Genomic DNA, 24,515 nt, shown 5'->3' with positions numbered 1-24,515 from the left:
TTTGATTTCAATCAGTTCTCCTACATGTATCCTCCATAACTGCCATACTACTACTAGTATATGCAGAATATTAGCAAAACAAATTCCAACTGTAAATCATTATTTTGAAAACGCTTTACGGTAATTCTTACCATTAGCACTAAATTTTTCACTTAAAACCTTCCTTCACTCTTTTATTGACCTCCTGTAAAGTGTCAAAAACAAATATCAAAATCACCTCCGACTACTTAAAAATATGCATAACATTCCTAGAAATTAATCTTCACCATACATTAAATCATCTAACGCTTGATTTTGTCGTTGAATTTCTTTGAATCTATCAAATCTATTCATCATGTATTCAATCGATACTTCCTTATTTTTAGCAAATTCACCATCAAACAGTCTTATATTTGCATCAATATTTATCAATTCATTAATTAATTTTTTTAGTTTTGCATCGTCTTCCTCATCTTTAAATAGATCACACTCCATTATTGGACTACCAATCCCTATTCTTTTTTTTATCTCAGATAGTCCTAAATTCGTATTTTTCCTTATTGTGGATATATATTTCATTGGATTTTCATCTTGTTCTACTACTAAAAGTATTACTGACATATTTATATCCTCCTTAAAAGTCATTATTGACTGAATCATTTAGAGGTTTACCAGGTAAGCTTTTCTTATAGCTACCACCATGCCATCGATACAAATGCTCTCTAAATGTTACTGGATATATAATTTCACCTTTATTAGCAATTTGCGGATATTTAGATGCACTATAAGTATGGTGACCAATCATTGTTTTATCTTCAAATTTTGGTGATTACCATTTACTATGTCTTTTGCTTGCATTTCCGTCCATACCCTCGTTGGAGATTCACCATTTAACAATCGGCCTCTTTCTTGTTCCCAGAAGTCATCCACACCATTGTCTCTTCTGCGTTTAAATCTCTTATTCCACGTCAATTGCTTCCATTCTTCTTTTGTGATAGTTCTATTTTTCGCTTTTTCATTCAATTGTTTGATTTTTTTACTACCCATAATTTTATATGGGGTTTCTCTTGAAGTTAAATCTAAGCCTTTAGCTCTTTCAGCAATAATATCTGCTTCACTTTTTATGTTCTTAACAGGAATAGTTTCACTCGTACCTTTAATTACATCGGCCGCCCCAACAACTCTCCTCGCTGCCTGTCCTTCCTTCGCCACACCAATTACTTTATCAGTCGTTCTCATCACCTTGAATGCCTTAACACCCTTCCCAATTGGGGTAAGCCCAAAGACAAACATTCTTCCAGCCAAAACCCTGCCCCATCCAGAGATTTTTTCTCCGGTGGCTGGGTCAATGCTGGTGGCGGCGCGTTGGCATCGTATACTCTAAGTTAGTCATAAAAAAACAATAGCTCCTGTTTTTATTTTATATAAAAACAGGAGCTACAGTTAGGCACAAAATTTTATTACAAATTATTCTATATCAATGTAATAGTTATCGTCATCCTTCATATTTCTTAAAAACTCTTCTAAAGAATTAGCTATTTTTATTTCATCATAATAAATAGGATTATTTCCTTCACCTAACCCAATAAGTAACAAGGCACTTTCATTTGCTTCAAAGAAAATTAATTTGTCTTCTTCAAGTTCTTCATATGCTTCTATATCTGGATAAAATTTAAAATCATTAACTTTCAATCTAGCATCTCTTATTGAAGCCGGTCCCATAATACGATTATTTTCTGTTTTTTTAAGGAAACCATATCCAACCTCTAAAAGAAACTCTCTTAAATCGTTAGGGAACTTCAAACCCAAGTTTGATTCAGCTTCTTCAATTTCTTTTTCACTTACTGGATAAAACTCATTACCTACTTGTTCCTTTATATAATCAAATCTCATTTATTACTTACCACCTTTGAATAGTTTATTAGCTGGAGAACCAGTGCCATGGATTCCAGATTGGTGTTCGTTCGGGAATCTTGCGGGATGTATATTCCACCATTCATGTTCTATTTGGAAATTATTTTCAATAATAAGGAAACGATCGTCTATAGGCGCACGAATTTCCCATTACCAATCAGCAGTGTTGTGTCTATTTAAGAAGGAAGAACTAATAAGTAATATAAAAAAAGTCGAGCCAGCAGTATGCTGACCCGGCTTTTTGCATTGGTTACATGGAGCATTCAAGATTGATCTCTTGAGCTGTGTAGCATTTCTGCATGCTCTCTTTATTCCTCGTCCACTCCATTAGCATATCCTAAGACCTTGTAATCGTTCATGTACTCCACGATCGTATACATCTTGTTGTCTTCTTTTCCCTTTATGTACCCTAAAACCAAAACCGTTCCGGATAGTAAAAAGCATTTGAAACTTCTTCAAATAATTGATCATCTGCAGATGCAGTTTTATATGCCTCGTTTATAATACTGAACAACCATTTGTGAAACTCTTGCTAAACTCTTGATCAATGGTATCCGGATTATTGGAGATTAATTGTTCAAGTAATAGATCTATTCAGATCTATTCAGATCTATTCAGATCTATTTTATCTTCTGTTTGTCCCCACGCTAGTTCGAGGATAACGTCATCATTAAACGAGGGATAATTCTAGCATATGAATCGTCACTTTTGCTTTGACCATTTAACATTTACTGTTTTGACATTTTACTTTTCAAAAAATCATCATAAGATCTTATGGTGAACAGCATACACTCTTTCCTCAACTCTCTAATAAACTCATCTAGTGCCTGTTCAGGGGAGTTATCTTGGTGAAAGGTCCCACCTAAGAAGTCTTTCAGTTCGTTTATGAATTCATAGTGTTCGCCGATACTAACTCCTCACTTAAAAATCTTCTTCCCAAGCTTCTTTCGCATCCAAAAACCTCTGAAATAAAAATTCATAAAAATGTTCTGTCGTATTGTAGTCATCAAGTCCGCCCTGCCTATTCCATGCAATTACAGGGCATTCATTATTTTTCTTTTGACTTGTATCTAAACAATAAGCGTATTCCCCACTATCTTCAATAACAACCAGACTCTCATCCATTCCTAAACTTCGGTAATTCTCTGTTACAGTAACAACCGTCGCAATATTAGACTTAGCCACTCCTAAAACATCAACACCAAATAACCCACCAGATCCATAGGATGTTAAAAACCATTGATAACTTTCCGGGAGTTCCACTCCAAGCGCAGCTTCAATGACAGTGATTTGGCTTTTATCCACTCCACCAGTAAAGTCATCTGTTTCCATGTATTCTTGTATAAAATCTATTAGTTCTTTTTCATCCATTTTATCTCCTCAATTCTTTTTAAGCCTCACTCTCCATTTATGGCTATATCCCCTAAACTCATATGTATATCTCAATACCCTACTCACCCAGTCATACTTTATTTGCTGTGCTATAACCTATGTAAAAGCGTGATCCATTTCATGTCCTACCCCATTTTTGGGCATACAATAAATCGGATTCACTTGGTTCCGTTTTTTGTTCGATCATTTTTCCGTTTTGGTCGTACTTTATAAATGTCATTTCCAGTCCAGCAATGCAATGAGATTCATACTTTTTTGTCCCGTTCTCATAAAATTCAACTTGAAGCCCTTCAGCAGCACTTTTGTTCATATTTCCAATTCTTTTTATATTACCGCTTGGATAAAACTCGACATACTTTCCTTGTTTTACACCATCTTTTACACACAAGTAACTTTCTATATTTCCATTTTCATATAAATCATAAGCTAATCCCGTAAATAGTTTTTCTTGCCCATCATCGCTATACTCTACTATTGCTAACTCATTAGGACCACCGTATTCCAGGTATCCTTCAAATTCCACACCGTTTTGCAAAATATACTCTTTTGATAAAATACTCTCCAACATTTCTGAGACCTCCCTGGAAGAACTAAAACTAAACCTTTATCCCAATGCCTTTTCTAATATTTTCTTTTCATGTTCTAGTACACCACTTACCAGGGTGCCACAAAGGTTGTTCTTAGCATCTAAAGCAAATCTGAACAGGGTCATGTTGAATAAAATAGGAGATTTCATTTTTCTCAGAACGTGATCCATACGTCAATCAGCCTTCTCATCGAGATACGGTTGATTCTTAAACCCTTCCACTCGGAAAACCGGAGTTCCTCTATCTGTCATCAAATTCTTACGATCAAAGAGAAATTCCTTTGTTTTAAAAACCTTCTCGCTCAACGCTCCTTCAACCGCTCTTTTTTATCTCATCAAGCCATGCATCAAAAATGTCATCAGGTAATAACTCTTCATCTTCAGAATAGATCAAATCATATTTATACTGTGCTTTCAGACTGTTTTGCTTAACATTATAATGTAATTTCATTTCCGTTGGCATATCTCTTCCATATTCTTTACATAGCGCATGAATGTCTTCTAAATCTTTAAGCCCAATATCTAATACCGCCATTTGTCTTTGTTCTGATGTATCATATGTAAAAGAATCATTAGTTTCCTTAACTGCATGATTCAAATGATTCTTAAGCACAACACGTCCGTTGATTCTAAAAGATACATCAAATGCATACATTTCTGGTTCGTAGGAACAGTAAATATAAATATCTTCAGCCCTATTTTCAACGTACTCCAGACAGATCGCTACCATATCTGACTGCAATTCAGAAAAACAATCTTCAAATTTTTTTCGCATTGTTATCATCTCAATCCATTAGTGAATTTGTAGTCTTCTTAAATAAAGAGAAAATGTAACAAAGCTCGAAAGGAATGTTCCACCAATCAAGATTTTCACATCATTTTTTACCAGCATTGATTTCTGAGAATGATTTCATGAGAAAATGAGGTTACTGCAGTTGATTTTTCTCCAAACCAATTACTATTTAACAGGTTTCCCGCCTCTCCCATACATACCTACCCTTATTCAATGGATTATCTAATTTACAAAATTACAATGAATAGAAAATAAACCTTGAGAGGCCTTTGCCTATCAAGGTCACATTATTTCTAACACTCGCCTAGAATATGTAAATCAAAAAATCCGTTTGTTATTAAAGTACTGTTTCAATTGCATCACTCAACATGGAATCAAAGCTATCATATGACTGAATTAACGTTCCTGAAGGTTTATCGAGTTCCACATAAAGTTGTTCCTTTAAGTCAAAACAATACCATGCTGTATCGGAATCCCCATAAAATATATATTTTTTTTGCCAATCATTTTCATACCAAATTTCATTGGTCTCAATAAACCCATGGAGTTCTTCATCGATTTCATTATCTAAAAAATCTTCATCAATCCCATAGATTACTAAACCATTAAAATCTAATCCATTTACTTTTTGTAGAAACTCAATATATGACTGGGTAATTGTAATGTTTCCTAATCTCTGATGAATATTATCATTCATTTTTCTAATCTCTGTATCTGAAGCAGGTTCCCTGAGTGAACTCCCATATTTTTTTTCTATTTTTTCTATTTCTGTAAGCAAGTCTTTCCATTGAGGCATATTTACTCTTCCCTTCTTTTTAGTTTTGGTGGGTAAACATTATCCTCAAACAATGGCCAATGTATCTTTTTACTTTCAGTTGGAGTTAATCCTCTAGTTAAGGAGTTCTGTTCATTAGTAACCGCTTTATGAAAAGGATCATTCTTTATTAACACTAAGTTATTTAAATCATTATTGCCGCCATCGTCCAAAGGTAAGTTATGATGTACTTGCCAGCCTTTAGGATTAAGCCCATCTTTCATTCTTGCAATGTCTCCCTCAGTTAAACCAGCTTTTCTAAGATGTTCAACTCTCACTGGGTCGTTAGCAAACCCTTTAAGAAAATTTTTCCTAACAGAACTGTTAAATTCTTTCCTAAGTTTAGCTGTTTCTTCTGGAAGTCTCTTAGTGTATTTAATTTCTTCTACCCTTACACCTTCAAAATGAATTTTTTCTCCTTTTAGGGTTCCTATAAAATGATTATTTGTTTTACTACTTATTTTACTGACATCCGCCGACCCAACAACTCTCCTCGCGGCCTGCCCTTCCTTCGCCACTCCAATCACTTTATCGGCTGTTCTTACAACTTTGAATGCCTTTATACCTTTTCCTATAGGTGTAAATCCAAGAGCAAACATTCCTCCGGCCATAACCCTGCTCCATCCGGAGATTTTTTCTCCCGTTGCAGGATCGATACCAGTAGCTGCACGCTGGGCATCGTATACGCCGGTTAGTTCTCCGGCAGCGTCTTTTGTGAGCTTTCCTGCATCGATGCCGTCTGTCTTGCCCGGGTCCTTGAACCGGTCGTCGTACTTTGCAAGGATGGCTGTGGCCTGAGTGAGCGAGAGCGGTACGTTATCGGCACCAGAGGCCTGGTGGGCAAAATATGAGAGCCAGGCGGCCTGGTATTCGAGAGTCTGTACGATCGTTTGGCTCGTTTCCTTTATACTACCATTTGTGGCGGAAATCTGTCCTGAAAACGGAGGCGGGAATTCAGAACGAGAGAGAATGGAACTGGCTTTTCCGGTTTCTCTTTCCAGACTGTACTGAAGGTTCTTCGCCCGGTTTTGGTGCTCCAGCATTCGTTTGGAAAGGCTTGCCAGCTGATTAGGTTCTATTTTGATTTCCATGAAGTCCCTCCTGCCTTATTTGTTGGATTCCTGCTTCTTCAGTGCTTCTTTAATTTCGTGAAGGGACACCATTAACTTGGATCGTTCGCCCTCCAAAAAAGAAATCCAGTAATCCATGTAATAGACTTGCTGTCCGATGTCACCCTTAAAGCTTGAAAGGGTCTTGTCCAGCGACTCATACATGTCCTTGTACTCCTGCTGCTTCTTTCCCTTCCAGATGTCTTCCCGCGTTTCCTGAATGACATCACGAGCAATATTCTGAGAAAGCGTATTTGTCTCTTTTTGCAAGGTAAGAAGGCCTTGCTGAACCTCTTTAATTTGCTGTATATCCTGATTAATTGATTCAATCTGCCTTTGTACACGCACACCATCCAAAAACCCGAGCATAACGGCCATCCTCCTTTCGTCCTTAGAACTTTACCGTACAAATCCCTATAAAAGTTTGTCACCATCATATTTTACCTTATTTTGTTAACCCTTTAACTCTATCCTTTTTACCAACCTGAATTGGTTTATCTAGTTCTTTTGGCACCCGAATTACCCAGCAACAATAAACATTTCGCCCCCTTTATTAGGAAGCTATTTTACAACTATCACAGTGAATAACTTTAGTAAACAAACCATAAAACAGACTATTATTTTACTAAACACCGTTTGATTACTTACTGAAGAAAGCGCCTTTCAAGCATAAAATATCCTTTAAAACCATGAGTCTAGTCTTTTTTTCGCAAAACTAGTAAAAATTACGAAAAATATATTGTCAGAAAACGCTTTCCATGATATCTTTAATTTGAATTTAGTTAAATTAACTAAACATAACTAACAGAAACAATGGAAGCAGGTGTTCAGATGACCACGATTAGAGATATTGCACGGCATGCCAAGGTTTCTACTGCAACAGTATCCAGGATATTAAATAACGATTCATCCTTATCGGTTTCAGAGCAAACGAAGAAAAGAGTACTTGAGGCAACAAAGGAATTGAAATATAAGCCACTTAGAAAAAAAGCACCCAAAGTGGAAATGAAGCGAACTGAATGTCCAATAGGAGTTTTGATACTTAACGATGAAACAGTCGATACGTATTTTCAATCCATCCGTTTAGGAATTGAAAGGACATGCAGGGAATTTGATTTGAATATCGCTTCTGTAATGGCGGTCGGCAAGTCTGACATTTCTTCTGAAAGTTTCAGTGATCTCGATGGACTCATTGTTATTGGAGATATTGATATCAGTGATTTGAAAACCATTTATCATCAGAATAACAATATTGTTGTTGTCGATTATTTCCCTGTAGAAAAAGACGTGGATGCCGTTATTTCTGATTTTGAAAACGCAACGGATGAAATCCTTAACTATCTTTTCTCGCTGGGCCATTCCAATATTGCTTTTATCGGCGGTAAAGGAATGGTATATGGTTTAAGCAATAAAAACAACCGTGAGAAAGAAGATGCCCGGCATGCGGCCTTTAACAAGATCATGAAAGAAAAAGGCCTCTATCATTCAAAGTTTATAAAGACAGATGAGTGGGGAACCGCAAACGGATATGCATTAATGAAGGAATTGCTGGAAGAAGAACATTTGCCAACAGCAGTAGTCGTTGGCAGTGATCCAATGGCCCTCGGAGTTTACAGAGCACTTCATGAAGCAGGATTAAAGATTCCAGAGGATATTTCCATCGTGAGCTACGATAACATTGAAGCGGCAGCCTTTTTAACTCCCCCGCTATCCACTGTCAAAGTTTACACAGACGAAATGGGCAAGACGGCTGTAAAGATACTTTACGACAAGCTTAATGGAAGAAATGTTCCCTTGAAGGTAACCCTTCCCACTGAGTTAGTCATCCGGGAGAGTTCTGGCCCGGTAAACAACGCTTTACTTAGGGAGGTGAATTAACCTTCCGGACCCTCCATTTTGAAACCGTTGTCATTTTTTTAAATTATTAAATTAGTAGAGGAGATTAATTCTATGAAAAAGACGATTTCATTCGCATTAACAGGGATGCTTGCCATATCGGCTCTTGCCGGCTGTTCTGACTCCAAAGATGCTTCATCCAACGGAAAAGTGAAGATCGAGTTTTTGTCCTATAAATCTGAGGCCAAAGGAACGTTTGATGAACTGATCAAAAAGTTTGAGAAGGAAAACCCCAAAATTGACGTCGTACAGACTCAGCCACCTGATGCGGTGACGGTTTTAAAAACAAGGATCTCCAAGCGTGATATACCGGATGTAATCGGAATGGGAGGAGACATTTCGTATTCCGATGTTGCCAAAGCCGGTGCACTTAAAGATGTTTCTAAGGACAGCCACCTGAACGATATCCAGCCAGCGTACATTGACATGCTCAAGGATATCTCTAAGCAGGACAAAGTATTCGGCCTTCCATATGCTGCGAACGCAGATGCTGTGATCTACAACAAGACGATGTTCAAGGAATTGGGGCTAGATGTTCCGAAAACTTGGGATGAATTTATTGCAGCGGCCAAAAAAGTACAAGATGCAGGCAAAACCCCGTTCTACTTTACGTTTAAAGACGCATGGACAGCTCTTCCTGCCTATAACGTATTAGCGGCCAATACGCAGGGCGATGACTTCTTCAAAAAGCTTGATCAAGGAAAAACATCCTTTAAAAAAGACCATAAAGAAGCCGCTGAAAAATTTCTTCAACTGATTCAATATGGACATAAAAACCAGAACGGCAAAGCTTACAATGACGGAAACACAGCATTCGCAAAAGGCGAATCAGCCATGTATCTTCAAGGTATTTGGGCGATTCCTGAAATCAAAAAAGCCAATCCAAATATTGAATTAGGCGTATTCCCTTATCCGGTTGGAGATTCAAAGGTCGTATCCGGTGTAGACTTGTTGATTGCTCAATCCTCTACTACCAGTCATCCAAAGGAAGCGAAGAAGTTTGTAGACTTCCTGTTCAGTGATGAAGCAGTAAAAATTTATTTAAAGGAACAAAATGCGTTCCCTGCCATGAAAGGATACACGCAGGAAGCTCCTGAATTGGAAGGCCTGAAAGAAAAGATTGCAGATGGCGCTTTATCAGATTTCCCTGACCACTACGTTCCGACAGCAGTTGCGCTTGATAAGCAATTACAAGTCCTTACTCAGAAAAAAGATGTAAATCTCTACCTGAAAACATTGGACAGCGAGTGGAAAAAAGTAGCTGACCGTAAATAACAATCAAGAGATGGAGAAATTGGGATTTAATCACTCATTTCTCCATCTTTACTAGGAGTGAACACGATGAGCAGAGAAGATGTTGTTTTAAACAACCCGAAATCTTCTACAGTGACCATTAAGAAAAAGAAGACGAAGATAAGAATGAAAAATATTCATTTTTATCTAATGACCATTCCTGCTTTTATTCTCTTCCTCACCTTTCATACCTACCCAGCTCTGCAAGGAATCTATTATTCTTTCACGAACTGGGACGGCTTGAGCCTAACGTACGATTTTGTCGGGCTTAAGAATTACTTAAACATATTTAAAGACGTGAATGTCTTGAACTCGTATTTATTCACCTTTAAATTCGCTATTGTTTCTACCATTCTTGTAAACATCATCAGCCTGGCCGTTGCCATGGGCTTGAACTCAAAAATTAAAGGCCGGAATTTTTTCCGGGCAGTCTATTTCCTTCCCAACGTACTCGGTGTGCTCATTGTAGGATTTATCTTTAACTTTATCTTTTCCAATGTTATTCCTAAGCTGGGTGACACTTGGCATATCGCCTTCCTATCCAACAATATTTTGGGAAGCGAAAAAATGGCATGGATTGGCATTGTCATTGTCGCTGTATGGCAGGCTTGTGCATTTAATATCATCCTGTATCTATCCGGTTTGCAGACGGTTCCAACCGAACTGTATGAAGCATCCGCTCTTGATGGAGCAAACAAATGGCAGGAATTCTGGAAGATTACTTTTCCGATGATTGCCCCTTTCTTCACCATTAACATGGTTTTATCAATGAAAAATTTCCTGATGGTTTTCGACCATGTTGTGGCTTTGACAGGCGGCGGACCCGGACGGGCAACCGAATCGATTTCTTTGATCATTTATAAAGGCGGTTTCTCCGGAGGCGAGTTTGCCTATCAGTCTGCCAACTCGGTCATCTACTTAATTGTCATTGTTGCTATTTCAATTTTTCAAATTAAAGTTCTCCAAAGAAGGGAGATGGATATGTAATGCTGAAGCAAAGAACAAACTGGTTGGTAACCTCACTCATTGCATTAGGTTCATTAGTGATTTTCATCCCTTTGTATCTTGTGATTTCCATCGCGTTGAAAACGCCTGACGAAATGGCTCAATCCGTCCTTTCTTTACCGACAGGGCTTCATTTTGAAAACTTTACAAAAGCCATTGAAGCGACCAATTTTTTCGCAGCCTTCAAAAACAGTACCGTGATTACCGTGGTAACGGTTGTTTTTACCATCCTGACAAATTCGATGGTCGCTTATGCGATTGCGAGAAATATGGATCGTAAATTCTTTAAGGGGCTTTATTACTTTTTTGTAAGCGCCATGTTTGTCCCTTTTCCGATTATCATGCTTCCACTGGTCAAGCAGACTTCCCAATTGGGCATGGATAACCCGGGCGGACTGATCTTCTTGTACATTGTATATGGAGCGGCGCTGAATATTTTCATCTATGTCGGGTATATCCGTTCGATTCCAAGAGAGCTTGAAGAGGCTGCTATTGTCGATGGCTGCAGTCCCTGGGGTGTATTTTGGAAGGTCATTTTCCCGCTGTTAACACCAATCAATGCAACGATCGCTATACTTACATGCCTGTGGGCATGGAACGATTTCATGCTTCCATTAATTATCTTGAACGATCCGGCAGATGCCACATTGCCACTTGTGCAATATATTTTCCAATCTGAATTTGGAACAGATTTCAACCTGGCCTTCGCCTCATATCTGTTGGCTTTATCACCAATGGTAATTGTCTATATCTTTGCACAAAAATGGATCATTGGCGGAATCGTCAAGGGAGCAATAAAATAAGTAGGAGTTCGATAATACATGGGGATTTCGTTTAATTCTGAAAGCAGACAATTTCACTTGCAAGCAAAAGATACCAGCTATGTAATGGGTATTGAAAGAGATGGCTTTCTTCTTCATCTTTATTGGGGTAAAAAAATAAAAGCCTACCGGGGTTCTAATTTTCTCCAACTCCTTGACCGTGGGTTTTCAGGCAATCCTTATAAAGAGGACAGGACGTTCTCATTAGATACCCTCCCTCAGGAATATCCACAATACGGAACCACCGATTTTCGCAAGCCGGCGTATCATGTCCAGCTTGAAAATGGCTCAACGGTTACAGACTTGCGTTACGAATCGCATCGTATCTTCAAAGGAAAAGAGCCACTGGATGGCCTGCCGGCAACGTATGTTGAGAATGAAAATGAAGCGGAAACCCTCGAAATTACGATGGTAGATACCACGGCTGGATTAAAGGTCTTTTTAACCTATACAGTATTTGAAAACTTTAATGTGATCACCCGCTCCACCAGGTTCGTCAATAAAGGAAAGCAATCTCTCAAATTATTGAGCGCCCTCAGCATGAGTGTAGATTTCAAAGATGCTGATTTTGAGTTTTTGCATTTGCACGGTGCCCATGTCAAAGAGCGCCATATTGAAAGGCAGCCGCTTCGGCAGGGCATTCAATCCATTGAAAGCACAAGAGGCGCCAGCAGCCATCAGCATAATCCTTTTATAGCGTTACTAAGAAAAGGGACTACTGAAGAGACGGGCGAAGTGTATGCGTTCAACTTTGTCTACAGCGGGAATTTTCTTGCTCAGGCGGAGGTCGATCAGTTTAGTACAACCAGGGTAACCATGGGCATTAACCCCTTCGATTTTAGTTGGAAACTTGAACCCTCGGCTTCCTTCCAAACGCCTGAAGTGGTCATGGTTTTCTCTTCAGAAGGTCTCGGCGATATGTCCCGCACCTTCCATCATTTATTTCAATCCCGCCTAGTGAGGGGAAAGTTCCGGGATGAAGAAAGACCAGTTCTAGTCAACAATTGGGAAGCTACCTACTTTGATTTTAATGCCGAAAAGATTCTGGACATAGTAGAAGTTGGAGCGGAGCTTGGAATTGAGTTATTTGTCCTTGACGATGGCTGGTTTGGAAAAAGAAATGATGACAAAACTTCTTTGGGAGACTGGTTTGTAAACAAGGAAAAGCTTCCGGAAGGTCTTGATACTCTTGCCGAAAAGGTTAGGTCGCATGACATGCAGTTCGGCCTTTGGTTTGAACCGGAAATGGTTTCAGTGGACAGCGAGTTATATCGTAATCACCCGGACTGGTGCCTCCATGTTCCAGGTCGTCAGCGGTCTGAGAGCCGAAACCAGCTCATCCTTGATTTTTCACGAGAAGACGTGTGTGAAGAAGTGATCCGGATGGTATCCGACATCCTTTCGAGTGTACCCATCTCGTATGTAAAATGGGATATGAACCGCCATATGACGGAGATCGGTTCAGCGCTCCTTCCAGCCGACAGGCAAAGAGAAACCGCACACCGTTATATGCTCGGCTTATACAGGGTGATGGAACATATAACATCCGCGTTCCCTGATATCCTTTTTGAAAGCTGCTCCGGCGGCGGAGGAAGATTTGACCCCGGAATGCTATATTACATGCCACAGACGTGGACAAGCGACAATACGGATGCGGTTTCGCGCTTGAAAATCCAGTACGGGACCAGCCTGGTATATCCTATTGTTTCAATGGGATCTCATGTATCGGCGGTTCCAAACCACCAGGTGAACAGGATCACTTCCATAAACATGCGCGGCGATGTGGCCATGTCCGGAAACCTTGGGTATGAACTGGACTTGACCAAGCTGACGGACGAGGAAAAAGAAGCCGTAAAGGATCAGGTGGCTACCTACAAGCAAATTCGTAAGCTCGTCCAATTCGGTGATTTCTACCGCCTGAAGAGTCCTTTTGAAGGCAATGAAACAGCCTGGCTTTTCGTCAATGAGGATAAGTCGGAAGCCATTGTTTACTATTTCCGTACATTGGAAGAACCCGCAGAACCCCTGCGTTACCTCCGTCTAACAGGTATAAATACCGATAAGACCTATCAGATCGTTGGGACCGATTCCTTCTATGGAGGAGACGAGCTCTCCTATGTTGGCTTGAGTATCCCGACTTCCATAAAGGGTGACTTCCAGAGCTATGTTTGGCATTTAAAGGAAATTAAATAGCAGCCTAAAAAAGCTCCCCTTCATTTCAAGTTGAAGGGGAGCTTTCAAATTGTTATTCCGCCTTATATTAAACACCAGTTCTTCCGCTCTCGCTCATTCCTGTATTAGTAACAGTCAGGTAGGCCGTTCCTGCCTTGGCCCCCAATTGTTTAATAGAAATGGTAACACTGGTGCCCGTTGCAGCACTTGACGTAGCGAGTAATTATCCTCCTTTGGAAGCATCGTACACTTTGATTACATCACCCTTGGTTAATTCGGAAACGGTGATGGTATCGTTTTTATTTTTGTTGTTTACACACTTTTAATTTAAAAATTTCACTTTTTGGACCTCCTTCCAAAGCTTATCAAATATTTTTTGGTGTCCTGCTTTATTAGGATTTACTCCATCATCAGAATAAGTAGCAACCTCTTCGTATGTATACGCTAAATCAAATCTGGCTAAACCCATTCCGTTCGCGCTTGCAACTTCTGCCATGGCATCACGGTAATTTTGAATGGTTGATCGTTTCGGATCAGTAGTTTGGCTCGGCGTGCAAAGGATAATGTCTCCAGTAGGATTGACCGTTCTTAATGTATCGATCACAGTTTGCAGATTTGTTTTGTAGTTCGAGACTGGTACATATCCATTTACGGCATCATTCATACCGATTCCAATGGTGACGATATCAGGAACGACTCTGGTACACCAATGCATATTCTGAACTAAATGATTGGAAGTAATTCCGCCAATCCCGTTATTAACCAACTTTATAGGCCGATAATTTGCAGCGATGGCATCTCTTACTTTCATCGCGTAGAAGTCACTCCCTTTTGTAGTCCCCGTGACCGATGCCCATGTTATTGAATCACCTAGAGCTAAATAATAACCCAAATTCATTGTAGCTTACCTCCAAATAATATATTGAACCATCCATTTTTGCATGAGCGGCATAAGGAAGTCTCGATAAGTCATGAGCTACCTTCATAACAAACGATATCATTGTCAAAATTTTATTGAATGTTACTGTATGGTTCTGCTGTAAACAGTCTCCATTCTTCGTATACGTCCATTCAACATCAATCTGCCATCTATCATTTCATTTCCAAGCAAACGTATTACTCCTGCAAAAGGGTTCTGCTCCCCAAAAAATATTTTTAAAACCCATGCCTCCTTTTCCCCCTTTTTCTCTATTTAAAGAGTGAAGACCCTTATATAGAGAGGAAGAGACATATGGTGCCTGGAAAGATTACGAATTTTAAAACCTTAAGTGAGTTTCAAACGGTTAAGGAGTTTAATGAATCAAACAAACACTTTTTGGAGGAGCATGGGGAGAAGTTTACGAAGGGGGAGTTGATCGCCTTTCACCAGCTCACACGCTATAGTGTTAAAGTCATTGGCGTATGCAATGCAAGAATCAGTACGCTTGTTTCTGCGTGTCATGAAAAAGGCGGTATTTCCCGTTCCACGGTTGAACGCATGCTGCGCAAAGCAAGAAAACTTGGGATCATTTCCATCCATCACACCATCCGGAACAAGGGCGGCTATTCCCACAACATTTTTGTGTTCCATCATTTTGACAGACCGATTCCCCAACAATTGACGGGTCGGCAAAGTCCTCAACCCCCTTGCAGCTCTGGGAAAAATCCCGACATTTCGATATCGGAAACTAAAAACCTAGAAACAAAAAATATAAAAAAATTAAAAACCAAAACCATACGTAAGCAACCCGCGTTTTCTCCAACTTCATTGGATTATTCATATCTTCCTGACTACATACCTATGGATTTTATTTCTGCGGTCAAACCCTTCTTCACCACCGCTGCAGAAATTTGCTCCCTTTGGCAGAAAGCACGACTCGCCTATAATAAACTGCAGATGGAACGGCCGCTCGAGGTATTGGTCCCAGATGTGATTCAAGCCTTCAAGATCACGGTTTACCAGTACAAACTGCGAAAAATCAAATCAACGTTTGCTCAATATTTTTATGGGGTTCTCTATGGGGTTCTTACCGTTGAGCGCAGGAGAGAGCGGTATGCTGAGGTTCACACGTATGATTGGCTGAATGCAGATGAATCAGCATTGTAAAAATCCTGTTGGAGGTGAGTCATGGCAATTATTCGAATGGAAGAAGTAAAGTTAAACGACATTGCATATGATTTTAAAATTTTTCCTTCAAAAGCCACCATGGTGAAAAAGTACAGGTTAATGACAAATGGCATTACTGGTCCTCTAATTGAATTGGAAAAAATGAAGGACTGCTACTATGTGGCGGGTCATTTTGAATACTTTTTTAGCTGCCTGTACATGGATGCTAACGGGGTATTTAAATGCAACGTATCACAATACGAAAACAGTAATAAAATTGATCGGTTTATAAGAACGGTTAATAACCTGTTAGTAGAAGGAAGCCGATACTGGAGTTTGAAAAATTTCTATGTGAAGAGCATTCTGGCAGATTCCAATTGGGACATTTCTTCCTTATCCCAAAGACTAAAGGTCGATCAGGCAGACCTGGAAAAATTCATATTACATCCCACGCTGGGTAGAAATGAAAAGTTTGCCAACTCATTAGGTGAACAACCGTTATTTAATTACATAAAAACCTCCCAATTAAACGCTGAAAATAAGCATTTCCTTTTTTCCATCGCCTCTAAGAACACAGTAAAACTCACTCAAAAGGACGTTTCTACCTTTATTGATTATCACATCAAAGAAGGAAATACCTTTAATTGCTTCCACCCTGGTGCAGAGAAAATCTTCTGGAAAATTGTTAACTATATGGACCATGTTAAGAACGTGCATTGGCGGAATATTGAGCAGCGTTACTTTACGAACCCATTTGTCATAAAGAAGGATATCTCAAACAACTTAAATGTAAATACCCATGTTAAATAACAGACTTAAAATTATGCTTATTTGTATGTACCATTCAAGTAGGCTGAAAACCCAGTATAAGGAGTTTGTTGCTTAGGAAGGGGGTTCTTACGATTTTCAGAAGATTTTTTTGGAGGAGAATAGGCATTTATTATTTGCTTGGCACGAAATATAGACATTCTCTCTTTAGGATTACGAAAACTAGAATCGCGTTCTACCACCTTCAATGTTCTTCGATCTTCCTTGGTGGAGGGCTGATGAAAGAAGAAATCTTCAATTCTGACGAGTACATCCAATCGCCGCAAAGCTTTTCCTGGGTTGGGTGAATATTGCAGCCCTATTTTCTCAGCACGTCCTTCTTTCAGCAGCTGCTGGATCGCCCTATACTTTAATGAATAAAGGATCGGCGCATTTTTCGCATGGTTGTTGATCACATAGATCGCTATCGCAATTTCTCGAATTGTCATTTACTCATCTCCTTTTCTTAAATATGTGAGAAAGCATCCATTATTAAAAAATATCGGTGCTTTCTCACGCTTGTTTAGCATTGGCTGCCTTTTTTACATCGACGACTCATGACTTCTCGCTTTAAATTGCTTCAGCAACACATACACCGAAATAATCCCCATCGTATCAATAATGACATCATACAACCGGCCATCCCGTCCAAAATACAGCTGCATTACTTCGGTAAATACAGCAAATCCAAAGGACAGAATCACTGCCCGCCCATGCTTCCCTAACCAGGCAAAAAGCAAAAGATCCAGGATGGCAAAACCTAAAAAGTGTCCGGTTTTAATAAGAATAAAGTTAGGATGAATCAGGGTAATGTCTGAGAAACTGAAAAAGTGGGAGAAGTCAGGTGAGGTCAGTCTAAATTCAATAATCTGGCTGCCTAACAATGCTTCAAGATTGTCCGTAAACGTGTGAATACCAAGGAAAAGGGTCCAGGCAACAACGATAACAATTTTAAATGTTTTCATAGTCTTTTATTTCCAACTGATCTATGCTTAATAACTTTAATAGAGGATTTCACTATTAAAATCCCTCCACTCTCTAATTCAAAACAACCATAATATGGGGGAATTATATCATACCCGTCATTTATCATTAGCATATATGTAAATTTCAATTTAAAAATGTCCTAACTAGTTCTCCATATACTAAAAACCACAGAAAAAAAACCTCAACCCGCATCCATTCCAATGCAGGCCGAGGCACACATATGAATCACTCTTTATTTAAAGAATATTGGTTTTCAAAGTAATTTTGGTATTCCCCACTAATGATTTGCTCCCACCACCATTTTTTATCTAAATACCAGTCAATCGTTTGAGCAATTCCTGAATCAAATGTATAAGTTGGTTTCCAACCTAACTTCTCCAATTTAGTAGGATCAATTGCGTAACGCTTATCATGGCCTAAACGATCGGTTACAAATTCAATTAACTCCTCAGATTTACCAAGAGTTTTTATAATAGTTTTAACGACTTCTAAATTTGTTTTTTCATTATGTCCACCGACATTGTAGACCTCTCCATTTACTCCCTCATGCAGAACAAGGTCAATGGCAGCACAGTGATCTAAAACATGCAACCAATCACGGATATTTTTACCGTCACCATATACAGGTACTTTTTCATCATTGAGTACTCTTGAAATGGTTAAAGGTATAAGCTTTTCAGGGAAGTGGAATGGACCATAGTTATTTGAACAACGAGTAATATTAATAGGAAGTCCAAACGTTTCATGATAGGCTCTTACCATGAAATCAGATGAGGCCTTACTTGCACTATACGGACTATTTGGATTTAATGGGGTTTCTTCTGTAAAGAACGTCGTTGTGTCAAAATCCAATTCACCATATACTTCATCGGTAGAAACGTGAACAAATTTTGTCACACCAATGTGTTTAGCCGCGTCTAGTAATACTTGAGTTCCTAACACATTCGTTTGTACAAAAATTTCCGGCTCAGTTATGGAACGATCCACATGACTTTCTGCAGCAAAGTGGGCCACATAATCAAAGTATTCTTTTTCAAAGAGTTCCATAATTCCTTCCCGGTCAGCAATATCCATTTGGATAAATTTATAATTATCTTTCTTTTCAATTTCACGGTGTTTGGTTAAATCACCCGCGTACGTTAATAAGTCTAGATTATAAATGTCATACTGGGGATATTTGTTCACCATATATTGAACAAAGTTCCCACCAATGAACCCTGCCCCACCTGTAACAAGAATTTTCTTCCTATCCATTATTTCACCTCATGTTTTAATGCGATTAAGTAAGATTTTAAAGAGTCCTGCCAACCCGGTAAAGGGTTAAAGCCGTTATCAATTAGTTTTTGCTTAGACATACGAGAGTTTTTAGGACGTACTGCCCTCGTAGGATACTCTTCCATTGTAATGGAATTCACTTTTACTTTTTTCTCGGTTACATTAAAAATTTCCTCGGCAAATTCTGCCCAACTACAAAATCCTTCATTTGTTGCATGATATATCCCATACTTATTAGTCTGAACCATCTTTAACAATAAGCGTGATAAATCATACGTATTTGTAGGAGAACCCACTTGATCTCCTACCACATTTAATTCATCACGAGTTTCAGCTAGACGCAGCATGGTTTTCACAAAGTTATTTCCATTTAAACCAAATACCCAGGATATGCGGACAATGAACCATTCAGATAAAAGAGACTGTACTGCCTTTTCACCTTCAAGCTTGGTCTGTCCGTAATATCCGACTGGGTTTGGAGCATCGGTTTCAACAAAGGGAATTTCACCTAATCCATCAAACACATAATCTGTACTTATGTACATAAATTTCGCATTAAAATCTTTTGCAGCGTTCGTTAAGTACTTCGTCCCATTAACATTTACGTTCCAGCAGTTTTCCTTATCATCTTCTGCTTTATCCACGGCAGTATAGGCAGCACAATGTATGATAGCATCTGGATTGATTTCCTTAACATACTGGTAAACTGATTGTTCATCAGATATGTCCAAATCATTTGATCCTACACCAATCATCTCAAGACCATGGTTTGTTCCTTCACATACAACATCATAACCAAGTTGGCCTGTATAACCTGTTACTAGAATTTTCATAGGTTATCTCCAACGACAAAATTATTGTAAGCTTTCTCCAGGATAGGTGCTTTTTGGTCTTTCTCAGATAATACTGGTGTAATATCAATCGGCCATTCAATGCCAATTGCCGGGTCATTCCAGATGATGCCTCTATCACAATCAGGAGCATACAATTCATCCACTTTATACTGAACTTCCACATTGGAAGTCAATGTCATAAAGCCATGGGCAAACCCTTTAGGAATTAGTAATTGTTTCTTGTTTTCCGCACTTAACTCGATACCGAACCATTTACCGTAGGATGGACTGCCCTTGCGAATATCCACTGCGACATCAAAAATAGCTCCTTTAGTGCATCGAACGAGTTTTGTTTGAGCTTTCGGATTTAATTGATAATGCAAACCTCTTAATGTTCCTTTAGCAGTTGAAAACGAATGATTACCCTGAACAAATTTAATATCAATTCCAGCTTCTTTAAAGACTTCCGTACTATATGTTTCCATGAACCAACCACGATGATCACCGAATACCTTTGGTTCAATTACTTTTACACCTGACAAGGAAGTTTCAAGTACATTCATATATTTAACACCTCTTATTTAATACTTTATATTGCCGCTGGCTACTTTTAATAGATATTGTCCATAACCTGTTTTCGAAAATTTTTCTCCAGCTTCAATTAACTCTTCTTTTCCAATCCAACCATTGATATAAGCGATTTCTTCAGGAGTAGCAATTTTAATCCCTTGGTGTTCCTCAATTGTTTTAACAAAGTTTGTTGCTGCTACTAAACTTTTGTGTGTTCCCGTATCCAACCAAGTAAACCCGCGTCCCAAAAGTTCTACTTCAAGCTCTCCCATTTGAAGATAAGCTTCATTCACTGCGGTAATCTCTAACTCGCCACGTGCCGAGGGTTTAACATGTTTAGCAATATCTACAATACGGTTATCATAAAAGTATAAACCAGTGACAGCATAATTAGATTTTGGCACTGCAGGTTTTTCTTCAACACTTAACACTTTTCCATTATCATCAAACTCAACCACACCGAAGCGCTCTGGATCTTGCACATGGTATCCAAAAACGGTAGCTCCTTGTTCCTTCTGAGCTGCTCTTCGAAGAATACTCCTCATTCCGTTACCATAATAAATGTTATCACCTAGTACCATGGCAACCGAATCATCACCAATAAAATTTTCTCCAATTAAAAAAGCCTGGGCTAATCCATCCGGGCTTGGTTGAACTTTGTATTCAAGATTTATACCGAACTGAGAACCATCGCCTAATAATGATTCAAATCGGGGGGTGTCTTCTGGTGTTGAAATAATTAATATATCGTGAATTCCGGCAAGCATCAATGTTGAAAGTGGATAATAAATCATTGGTTTATCGTATATTGGTAGTAACTGTTTGCTAGTTACCATTGTTAGTGGATAAAGACGTGTTCCACTACCTCCTGCTAAAATAATTCCTTTCATTTATGATCAACTCCTTTATCTAAGAACAATGTTTCATACTCTGTTACAATTTTTTCCCAGGAATAGTCATTCAAAATCCTATTTCTAGCCTTCTTACTAAGCTGCTCAAGTTCTTCAGAAGAATATAATTCGACTTTGTTTACTAAATTGGCTAGGGAACCAACTTGTTTTGAAAAGTAAACCGCCCCATCTTTGCCAACCTCTTTATTAAATACTACATTTAACAATAGATTTAATTTAGTCGATGCTAATGCCTCTAAAAGAGACGGATTTGTACCACCTACTTCATGCCCATGAAAATATCCGTATGCTTGCTCTCTTATTTTCTTTAATAATTCTTGGTTATAAACTGTTCCTACGAATTTGACTCTTGGATCTTTATCAAATTGCGTTTTCTCCAATAGTTCCTGGTAAAACTCATTTTGTTCAACATTAGATATAATAACAAAATCTCTTTTTGAGTCTGATTTCATAAACTCTCGAACCATAAGTTCATAGTTGTTTTCTGGAACAAATCTACCCACTACTAAAAAATAATTATTAGCTTTCACATTATGTCTTTGATACCATTCTGTAAGCTGCACATCATCATGTGTAAGAGTAGAATTTGTAACATCTGCACCATATGCAATAAAAGTTGTCTTTGGCTCATAGGACCTGTATGTTTTTTTTATATAGGTTTCAATTCCCTTAGAATCACATACTAACAAGTCGGCATGCTTTACCATTAGTTTTTCAGATTGCTTCCAGTATTGTCTTATAGCTATATTCCATTTACTTCTTTTCCATTCATGACCGTCTGGATTTACATATACCTTTACATTCATTTTTTTTAATTTTTTATAATAAAAGGAAAAGAAAGGACCAATACGACAAGCTAAAATATATATAATGCAATCCTTTAAATTATTTTTTTTAATGTATGCTATACATTCGCGCAAGCTAAATAGGTCGTATAATACAGCTTTGGCGCTACCAACATTTAAAACCCTTACATTAAAACAACGGGCACTATTGTATTCGAATACTTCATTATCATTAGCTAAACAAGAAACATGATAAGATATATCTTTGCTTTTTTTTCTACTTGTTAAATAATCAACAAACGTTTCAAAACCACCATATACTGCTGGAATTCCTTTAGATCCTATTATAAATACATGTTTCATTTATGACCCTACTCCTACCTCCACTTGATTGTACAAGTTTATTATTTCTTTTGTATGCTCCTTCATTGTATAAGGAAAATGCATATTCATTATATTAGTCTTAATATTTTGCAGAAAATTTCTATTATTAATTAAGACACTAATTTTGTTAGCTAATATGTTTTTATCTATTCTAAAAACAATTCCTGTTTTTTTATCTTCTATTATATCTTTAAAACCTACATACTCGGATACTAGCGTAGGAACACCGTGCGATAATGCCTCTAAGCCAATAAAACCGAATGTCTCCTTCCAAATACTAGGAATAACTAGAAGGTCAGTAGCAGAAAAAATTTTTTGCAAATCACTATATTGATACCTACCATTAAATGTATAATGTTTAGGATTATATGCAACTGGATCATTAAGAAAATCACCATATACATTTAAATGCCAATTCTTTTGTCCTTTTTCCATTAAGTCGTTTAAGCTATCCTTTAATAAATAAAAACCCTTATATTTATTTATCGGACCAAGATAGGTAATTTTCAAGGGGTTAGTTGGTTCAAAATTTAGGGCATGATCATTATTTTTACGTTTATCTATAATATCAGAATGAGTAATGGGGATAAAACGCCCATTCACATTTAAATATCTTTCATATTGTTTTTTTGCTACTGAACTATTAAAGTGGAATAAATCAATTAAGTTTAACATTTCGATGTAATAACTTCGCAACACAACATATTCATTAGCTAATTTACTTGTCATGATTTTTGGTTTTTTCACAATTACTTCGAGCTCACTGGTTTTGATATTTCCTTTTTTATACTTTCTTATTTTTTTCACTGTATTACTTTCCTTAAACTTTTTGTAAGTGTGTGACTGTAATAAATGTATCATAGGGAGGCTGAATCCATTTATATTACATCCAATACATTTTTCTCCTTGTAAATAGTCATCACATACTGCTCCACTAGTATCAATTAAGTTAACTTTAGGACATATTCCAAAATAATCATGTGTAGTAAATACTGTTCTTATTCCTATATCTTTAGCCGCCTGTATAAACTCTTTATATATACCCATTAACGTGTGGAAATGAATGATATCTGGGGACAAGTCTTTTAGATATTTTTTAAAAATTGCTACCTCACTTTTTTGATAGAAGTATGATGGATTCTGAACACCACTGGTTAAAGGTACTGGCAATGGGTTATTTAATTCGTAAACTTGTATTCCATTAAAGTCCCTTCTCTTCACAATATTACATTTATTAGAAATTGTGTAATGACCAGGGAAAAGTAATGAAACAGAATGTTGTTGAGCTTTTTGTTCGAGCATTAAGTCTAAAGAATACTTTGTTAGCCCACCTGTACGATAAGGAGGTAGACCTAGCGACACATGCAATATATTCACCGTCCTGCCTCCTTAAATTTCTTTCTATTTTTAATGACTTTTACCGGGTTCCCCACTGCTACGCTATATGGTGGAATATCTTTATTCACTAGTGAATTTGCTCCAATTACACAACCTTCCCCTACCTGAACTCCATCTAAAAACACTACTCCTGACCCAATCCAACAATCATCTCCAACAAATATACCTTTATTAGTTACACCTTGTTCTTTTATTGGGATATCTATCCTATCAAAATTATGATTTTCCGAATGAAATCTTACATTTTGACCCATTATTACATTACTACCTATGGATATACCTCCTGCTGCACCAAAGAAACAAAAATCTCCGATACCACTATTTGATTTTATTCTGATTCCCTTTCCTAAGTTTGTAAGATTTCCCGAACAAGCTATTATCGAATAAGAACCAACTTTAACGTTATCCCCCAAAATGAGCCCTTCTCTAGATAAACCATCTAATAAAACATAATCCTCTATTGTAACTCCATTTCCTAATTCAATAAAATTTTTGTGTTTTATTTTTACGCCTTTACCAAAAAATAAGATTTTACCTCTCTTTTTAAACCCTAAGCTTTTAAGAGAACCTCTTAACAATGATATAAATCTTAAATATAGTATTCCTAACAAATTGTAAAATTTTATTCTATTATCTAGTTTAAATTCTCTTTTTTTTAATTTGCTAACAATATAATTTAGTAGTGCAATCATTTGTACCACCTTT

Annotated in this window: 27 protein-coding genes and 1 pseudogene; 7 read left to right on the top strand and 21 right to left on the bottom strand. The window is 37.8% G+C overall.

Annotated features, from left to right (window positions below):
- Window positions 1-255: 255 nt before the first annotated feature.
- The 11 genes and pseudogenes from DMO16_RS18560 to DMO16_RS18515 form a co-directional block, all read right to left on the bottom strand.
- Window positions 256-600, bottom strand: coding sequence for a hypothetical protein (locus DMO16_RS18560; RefSeq protein WP_129479255.1), 345 nt, complete (start codon window positions 598-600; stop codon window positions 256-258).
- Between the two features lie 180 nt (window positions 601-780).
- Window positions 781-1,305, bottom strand: coding sequence for a hypothetical protein (locus DMO16_RS24990; protein WP_241840687.1), 525 nt, complete (start codon window positions 1,303-1,305; stop codon window positions 781-783).
- A gap of 141 nt (window positions 1,306-1,446) precedes the next feature.
- The gene (locus DMO16_RS18550) at window positions 1,447-1,872 is read right to left on the bottom strand and encodes an SMI1/KNR4 family protein (RefSeq protein ID WP_129479253.1); all 426 of its coding nucleotides are present in this window, start codon (window positions 1,870-1,872) and stop codon (window positions 1,447-1,449) included.
- A gap of 3 nt (window positions 1,873-1,875) precedes the next feature.
- A pseudogene (locus DMO16_RS24985) lies at window positions 1,876-2,019 on the bottom strand (hypothetical protein); the annotation flags it as partial.
- A 602-nt stretch (window positions 2,020-2,621) separates the two neighbouring features.
- On the bottom strand, window positions 2,622-2,771 hold the full coding sequence (locus DMO16_RS24395; RefSeq protein WP_241840686.1) for a hypothetical protein: 150 nt from the start codon (window positions 2,769-2,771) through the stop codon (window positions 2,622-2,624).
- 43 nt (window positions 2,772-2,814) lie between these two features.
- Window positions 2,815-3,264, bottom strand: a complete 450-nt coding sequence (locus DMO16_RS18540) for an SMI1/KNR4 family protein (RefSeq protein WP_129479251.1) — start codon at window positions 3,262-3,264, stop codon at window positions 2,815-2,817.
- A 139-nt stretch (window positions 3,265-3,403) separates the two neighbouring features.
- Window positions 3,404-3,853: a toxin-antitoxin system YwqK family antitoxin gene (locus DMO16_RS18535; RefSeq protein WP_129479249.1), complete on the bottom strand. Its 450-nt coding sequence runs from the start codon at window positions 3,851-3,853 to the stop codon at window positions 3,404-3,406.
- Window positions 3,854-4,184: 331 nt separating this feature from the next.
- Window positions 4,185-4,646, bottom strand: coding sequence for a DUF600 domain-containing protein (locus DMO16_RS18530; protein ID WP_129479247.1), 462 nt, complete (start codon window positions 4,644-4,646; stop codon window positions 4,185-4,187).
- Window positions 4,647-5,001: 355 nt separating this feature from the next.
- Window positions 5,002-5,460: a YrhA family protein gene (locus DMO16_RS18525; RefSeq protein WP_129479244.1), complete on the bottom strand. Its 459-nt coding sequence runs from the start codon at window positions 5,458-5,460 to the stop codon at window positions 5,002-5,004.
- A 2-nt stretch (window positions 5,461-5,462) separates the two neighbouring features.
- Window positions 5,463-6,521: a pre-toxin TG domain-containing protein gene (locus tag DMO16_RS24980; RefSeq protein ID WP_241840599.1), complete on the bottom strand. Its 1,059-nt coding sequence runs from the start codon at window positions 6,519-6,521 to the stop codon at window positions 5,463-5,465.
- Window positions 6,522-6,584: 63 nt separating this feature from the next.
- On the bottom strand, window positions 6,585-6,956 hold the full coding sequence (locus DMO16_RS18515; RefSeq protein ID WP_129479239.1) for a hypothetical protein: 372 nt from the start codon (window positions 6,954-6,956) through the stop codon (window positions 6,585-6,587).
- Between the two features lie 462 nt (window positions 6,957-7,418).
- On the opposite strand from DMO16_RS18515, the gene DMO16_RS18510 reads away from it, so the two are divergent.
- The 5 genes from DMO16_RS18510 (at window position 7,419) to DMO16_RS18490 (ending at window position 13,795) form a co-directional block, all read left to right on the top strand.
- Window positions 7,419-8,465, top strand: coding sequence for a LacI family DNA-binding transcriptional regulator (locus DMO16_RS18510; RefSeq protein ID WP_164988958.1), 1,047 nt, complete (start codon window positions 7,419-7,421; stop codon window positions 8,463-8,465).
- 72 nt (window positions 8,466-8,537) lie between these two features.
- The gene (locus tag DMO16_RS18505) at window positions 8,538-9,758 is read left to right on the top strand and encodes an ABC transporter substrate-binding protein (RefSeq protein WP_129479235.1); all 1,221 of its coding nucleotides are present in this window, start codon (window positions 8,538-8,540) and stop codon (window positions 9,756-9,758) included.
- 144 nt (window positions 9,759-9,902) lie between these two features.
- Window positions 9,903-10,763: a carbohydrate ABC transporter permease gene (locus DMO16_RS18500; RefSeq protein WP_061974213.1), complete on the top strand. Its 861-nt coding sequence runs from the start codon at window positions 9,903-9,905 to the stop codon at window positions 10,761-10,763.
- Entirely contained in the window at window positions 10,763-11,584 is an 822-nt protein-coding gene (locus tag DMO16_RS18495) for a carbohydrate ABC transporter permease (protein ID WP_074440587.1), read from the top strand. Before DMO16_RS18500 ends, DMO16_RS18495 begins: the two co-directional genes overlap by 1 nt.
- A gap of 18 nt (window positions 11,585-11,602) precedes the next feature.
- Complete coding sequence (locus DMO16_RS18490; RefSeq protein ID WP_129479231.1) at window positions 11,603-13,795, top strand: alpha-galactosidase; 2,193 nt, start codon at window positions 11,603-11,605, stop codon at window positions 13,793-13,795.
- Between the two features lie 301 nt (window positions 13,796-14,096).
- On the opposite strand, the gene DMO16_RS18485 is transcribed toward DMO16_RS18490, so the two are convergent.
- Window positions 14,097-14,672 carry an SGNH/GDSL hydrolase family protein gene (locus DMO16_RS18485; protein ID WP_129479229.1) on the bottom strand — a complete coding sequence of 192 codons (576 nt, stop codon included), beginning with the start codon at window positions 14,670-14,672 and terminating at the stop codon, window positions 14,097-14,099.
- Window positions 14,673-15,005: 333 nt separating this feature from the next.
- Here DMO16_RS18485 and DMO16_RS18480 point away from each other — a divergent pair, with 333 nt between their 5' ends.
- Entirely contained in the window at window positions 15,006-15,860 is an 855-nt protein-coding gene (locus DMO16_RS18480; protein ID WP_129479227.1) for an Lrp/AsnC family transcriptional regulator, read from the top strand.
- Between the two features lie 21 nt (window positions 15,861-15,881).
- Window positions 15,882-16,670 carry a hypothetical protein gene (locus DMO16_RS18475; RefSeq protein WP_129479225.1) on the top strand — a complete coding sequence of 263 codons (789 nt, stop codon included), beginning with the start codon at window positions 15,882-15,884 and terminating at the stop codon, window positions 16,668-16,670.
- A 17-nt stretch (window positions 16,671-16,687) separates the two neighbouring features.
- Here the strand turns inward: DMO16_RS18475 and DMO16_RS18470 are convergent, their stop codons facing one another.
- From DMO16_RS18470 to DMO16_RS18430, 9 genes are all read right to left on the bottom strand, one after another.
- Window positions 16,688-17,116 (bottom strand): YkyB family protein, encoded by a 429-nt coding sequence (locus DMO16_RS18470; protein ID WP_129479223.1) that lies wholly within the window; start codon window positions 17,114-17,116, stop codon window positions 16,688-16,690.
- Window positions 17,117-17,209: 93 nt separating this feature from the next.
- The gene (locus DMO16_RS18465; RefSeq protein WP_129479221.1) at window positions 17,210-17,632 is read right to left on the bottom strand and encodes a VanZ family protein; all 423 of its coding nucleotides are present in this window, start codon (window positions 17,630-17,632) and stop codon (window positions 17,210-17,212) included.
- 247 nt (window positions 17,633-17,879) lie between these two features.
- Window positions 17,880-18,908, bottom strand: a complete 1,029-nt coding sequence (gene rfbB / locus DMO16_RS18460) for a dTDP-glucose 4,6-dehydratase (RefSeq protein ID WP_129479219.1) — start codon at window positions 18,906-18,908, stop codon at window positions 17,880-17,882.
- On the bottom strand, window positions 18,908-19,762 hold the full coding sequence (rfbD, locus tag DMO16_RS18455) for a dTDP-4-dehydrorhamnose reductase (protein ID WP_129479217.1): 855 nt from the start codon (window positions 19,760-19,762) through the stop codon (window positions 18,908-18,910). Before rfbD ends, rfbB begins: the two co-directional genes overlap by 1 nt.
- Window positions 19,759-20,325 carry a dTDP-4-dehydrorhamnose 3,5-epimerase gene (gene rfbC, locus DMO16_RS18450; RefSeq protein WP_129479215.1) on the bottom strand — a complete coding sequence of 189 codons (567 nt, stop codon included), beginning with the start codon at window positions 20,323-20,325 and terminating at the stop codon, window positions 19,759-19,761. The genes rfbD and rfbC overlap by 4 nt, the downstream gene beginning before the upstream one ends.
- An 18-nt stretch (window positions 20,326-20,343) precedes the next feature.
- Complete coding sequence (rfbA, locus tag DMO16_RS18445; RefSeq protein WP_129479213.1) at window positions 20,344-21,222, bottom strand: glucose-1-phosphate thymidylyltransferase RfbA; 879 nt, start codon at window positions 21,220-21,222, stop codon at window positions 20,344-20,346.
- Window positions 21,219-22,391 (bottom strand): beta 1-4 rhamnosyltransferase Cps2T, encoded by a 1,173-nt coding sequence (cps2T, locus tag DMO16_RS18440; RefSeq protein ID WP_129479211.1) that lies wholly within the window; start codon window positions 22,389-22,391, stop codon window positions 21,219-21,221. Before cps2T ends, rfbA begins: the two co-directional genes overlap by 4 nt.
- Window positions 22,392-23,789: a glycosyltransferase gene (locus tag DMO16_RS18435; protein ID WP_129479209.1), complete on the bottom strand. Its 1,398-nt coding sequence runs from the start codon at window positions 23,787-23,789 to the stop codon at window positions 22,392-22,394.
- Window positions 23,786-24,502 carry an acyltransferase gene (locus DMO16_RS18430; RefSeq protein WP_129479207.1) on the bottom strand — a complete coding sequence of 239 codons (717 nt, stop codon included), beginning with the start codon at window positions 24,500-24,502 and terminating at the stop codon, window positions 23,786-23,788. The genes DMO16_RS18435 and DMO16_RS18430 overlap by 4 nt, the downstream gene beginning before the upstream one ends.
- Window positions 24,503-24,515 lie beyond the last annotated feature (13 nt).

The sequence above is a fragment of the Fictibacillus sp. S7 genome (assembly GCF_004127935.1).
In the GTDB taxonomy this organism is placed as follows: Bacteria; Bacillota; Bacilli; order Bacillales; family Fictibacillaceae; genus Fictibacillus_C; species Fictibacillus_C enclensis.
Note: the sequence above shows the minus strand (reverse complement) of the source record. Positions and strands in the feature narration are given on the sequence as shown.

What these genes read in the sequence shown, in the direction of transcription:
- DMO16_RS18560 (WP_129479255.1), bottom strand. Translation starts at nt 600, where the DNA reads ATGTCAGTAATACTTTTAGTAGTAGAACAAGATGAAAATCCAATGAAA.
- DMO16_RS18550 (WP_129479253.1), bottom strand. Translation starts at nt 1,872, where the DNA reads ATGAGATTTGATTATATAAAGGAACAAGTAGGTAATGAGTTTTATCCA.
- DMO16_RS18540 (WP_129479251.1), bottom strand. Translation starts at nt 3,264, where the DNA reads ATGGATGAAAAAGAACTAATAGATTTTATACAAGAATACATGGAAACA.
- DMO16_RS18535 (WP_129479249.1), bottom strand. Translation starts at nt 3,853, where the DNA reads ATGTTGGAGAGTATTTTATCAAAAGAGTATATTTTGCAAAACGGTGTG.
- DMO16_RS18530 (WP_129479247.1), bottom strand. Translation starts at nt 4,646, where the DNA reads ATGCGAAAAAAATTTGAAGATTGTTTTTCTGAATTGCAGTCAGATATG.
- DMO16_RS18525 (WP_129479244.1), bottom strand. Translation starts at nt 5,460, where the DNA reads ATGCCTCAATGGAAAGACTTGCTTACAGAAATAGAAAAAATAGAAAAA.
- DMO16_RS24980 (WP_241840599.1), bottom strand. Translation starts at nt 6,521, where the DNA reads ATGCTGGAGCACCAAAACCGGGCGAAGAACCTTCAGTACAGTCTGGAA.
- DMO16_RS18515 (WP_129479239.1), bottom strand. Translation starts at nt 6,956, where the DNA reads ATGCTCGGGTTTTTGGATGGTGTGCGTGTACAAAGGCAGATTGAATCA.
- DMO16_RS18510 (WP_164988958.1), top strand. Translation starts at nt 7,419, where the DNA reads ATGACCACGATTAGAGATATTGCACGGCATGCCAAGGTTTCTACTGCA.
- DMO16_RS18505 (WP_129479235.1), top strand. Translation starts at nt 8,538, where the DNA reads ATGAAAAAGACGATTTCATTCGCATTAACAGGGATGCTTGCCATATCG.
- DMO16_RS18500 (WP_061974213.1), top strand. Translation starts at nt 9,903, where the DNA reads ATGAAAAATATTCATTTTTATCTAATGACCATTCCTGCTTTTATTCTC.
- DMO16_RS18495 (WP_074440587.1), top strand. Translation starts at nt 10,763, where the DNA reads ATGCTGAAGCAAAGAACAAACTGGTTGGTAACCTCACTCATTGCATTA.
- DMO16_RS18490 (WP_129479231.1), top strand. Translation starts at nt 11,603, where the DNA reads ATGGGGATTTCGTTTAATTCTGAAAGCAGACAATTTCACTTGCAAGCA.
- DMO16_RS18485 (WP_129479229.1), bottom strand. Translation starts at nt 14,672, where the DNA reads ATGAATTTGGGTTATTATTTAGCTCTAGGTGATTCAATAACATGGGCA.
- DMO16_RS18480 (WP_129479227.1), top strand. Translation starts at nt 15,006, where the DNA reads ATGGTGCCTGGAAAGATTACGAATTTTAAAACCTTAAGTGAGTTTCAA.
- DMO16_RS18475 (WP_129479225.1), top strand. Translation starts at nt 15,882, where the DNA reads ATGGCAATTATTCGAATGGAAGAAGTAAAGTTAAACGACATTGCATAT.
- DMO16_RS18470 (WP_129479223.1), bottom strand. Translation starts at nt 17,116, where the DNA reads ATGACAATTCGAGAAATTGCGATAGCGATCTATGTGATCAACAACCAT.
- DMO16_RS18465 (WP_129479221.1), bottom strand. Translation starts at nt 17,632, where the DNA reads ATGAAAACATTTAAAATTGTTATCGTTGTTGCCTGGACCCTTTTCCTT.
- rfbB (WP_129479219.1), bottom strand. Translation starts at nt 18,908, where the DNA reads ATGGATAGGAAGAAAATTCTTGTTACAGGTGGGGCAGGGTTCATTGGT.
- rfbD (WP_129479217.1), bottom strand. Translation starts at nt 19,762, where the DNA reads ATGAAAATTCTAGTAACAGGTTATACAGGCCAACTTGGTTATGATGTT.
- rfbC (WP_129479215.1), bottom strand. Translation starts at nt 20,325, where the DNA reads ATGAATGTACTTGAAACTTCCTTGTCAGGTGTAAAAGTAATTGAACCA.
- rfbA (WP_129479213.1), bottom strand. Translation starts at nt 21,222, where the DNA reads ATGAAAGGAATTATTTTAGCAGGAGGTAGTGGAACACGTCTTTATCCA.
- cps2T (WP_129479211.1), bottom strand. Translation starts at nt 22,391, where the DNA reads ATGAAACATGTATTTATAATAGGATCTAAAGGAATTCCAGCAGTATAT.
- DMO16_RS18430 (WP_129479207.1), bottom strand. Translation starts at nt 24,502, where the DNA reads ATGATTGCACTACTAAATTATATTGTTAGCAAATTAAAAAAAAGAGAA.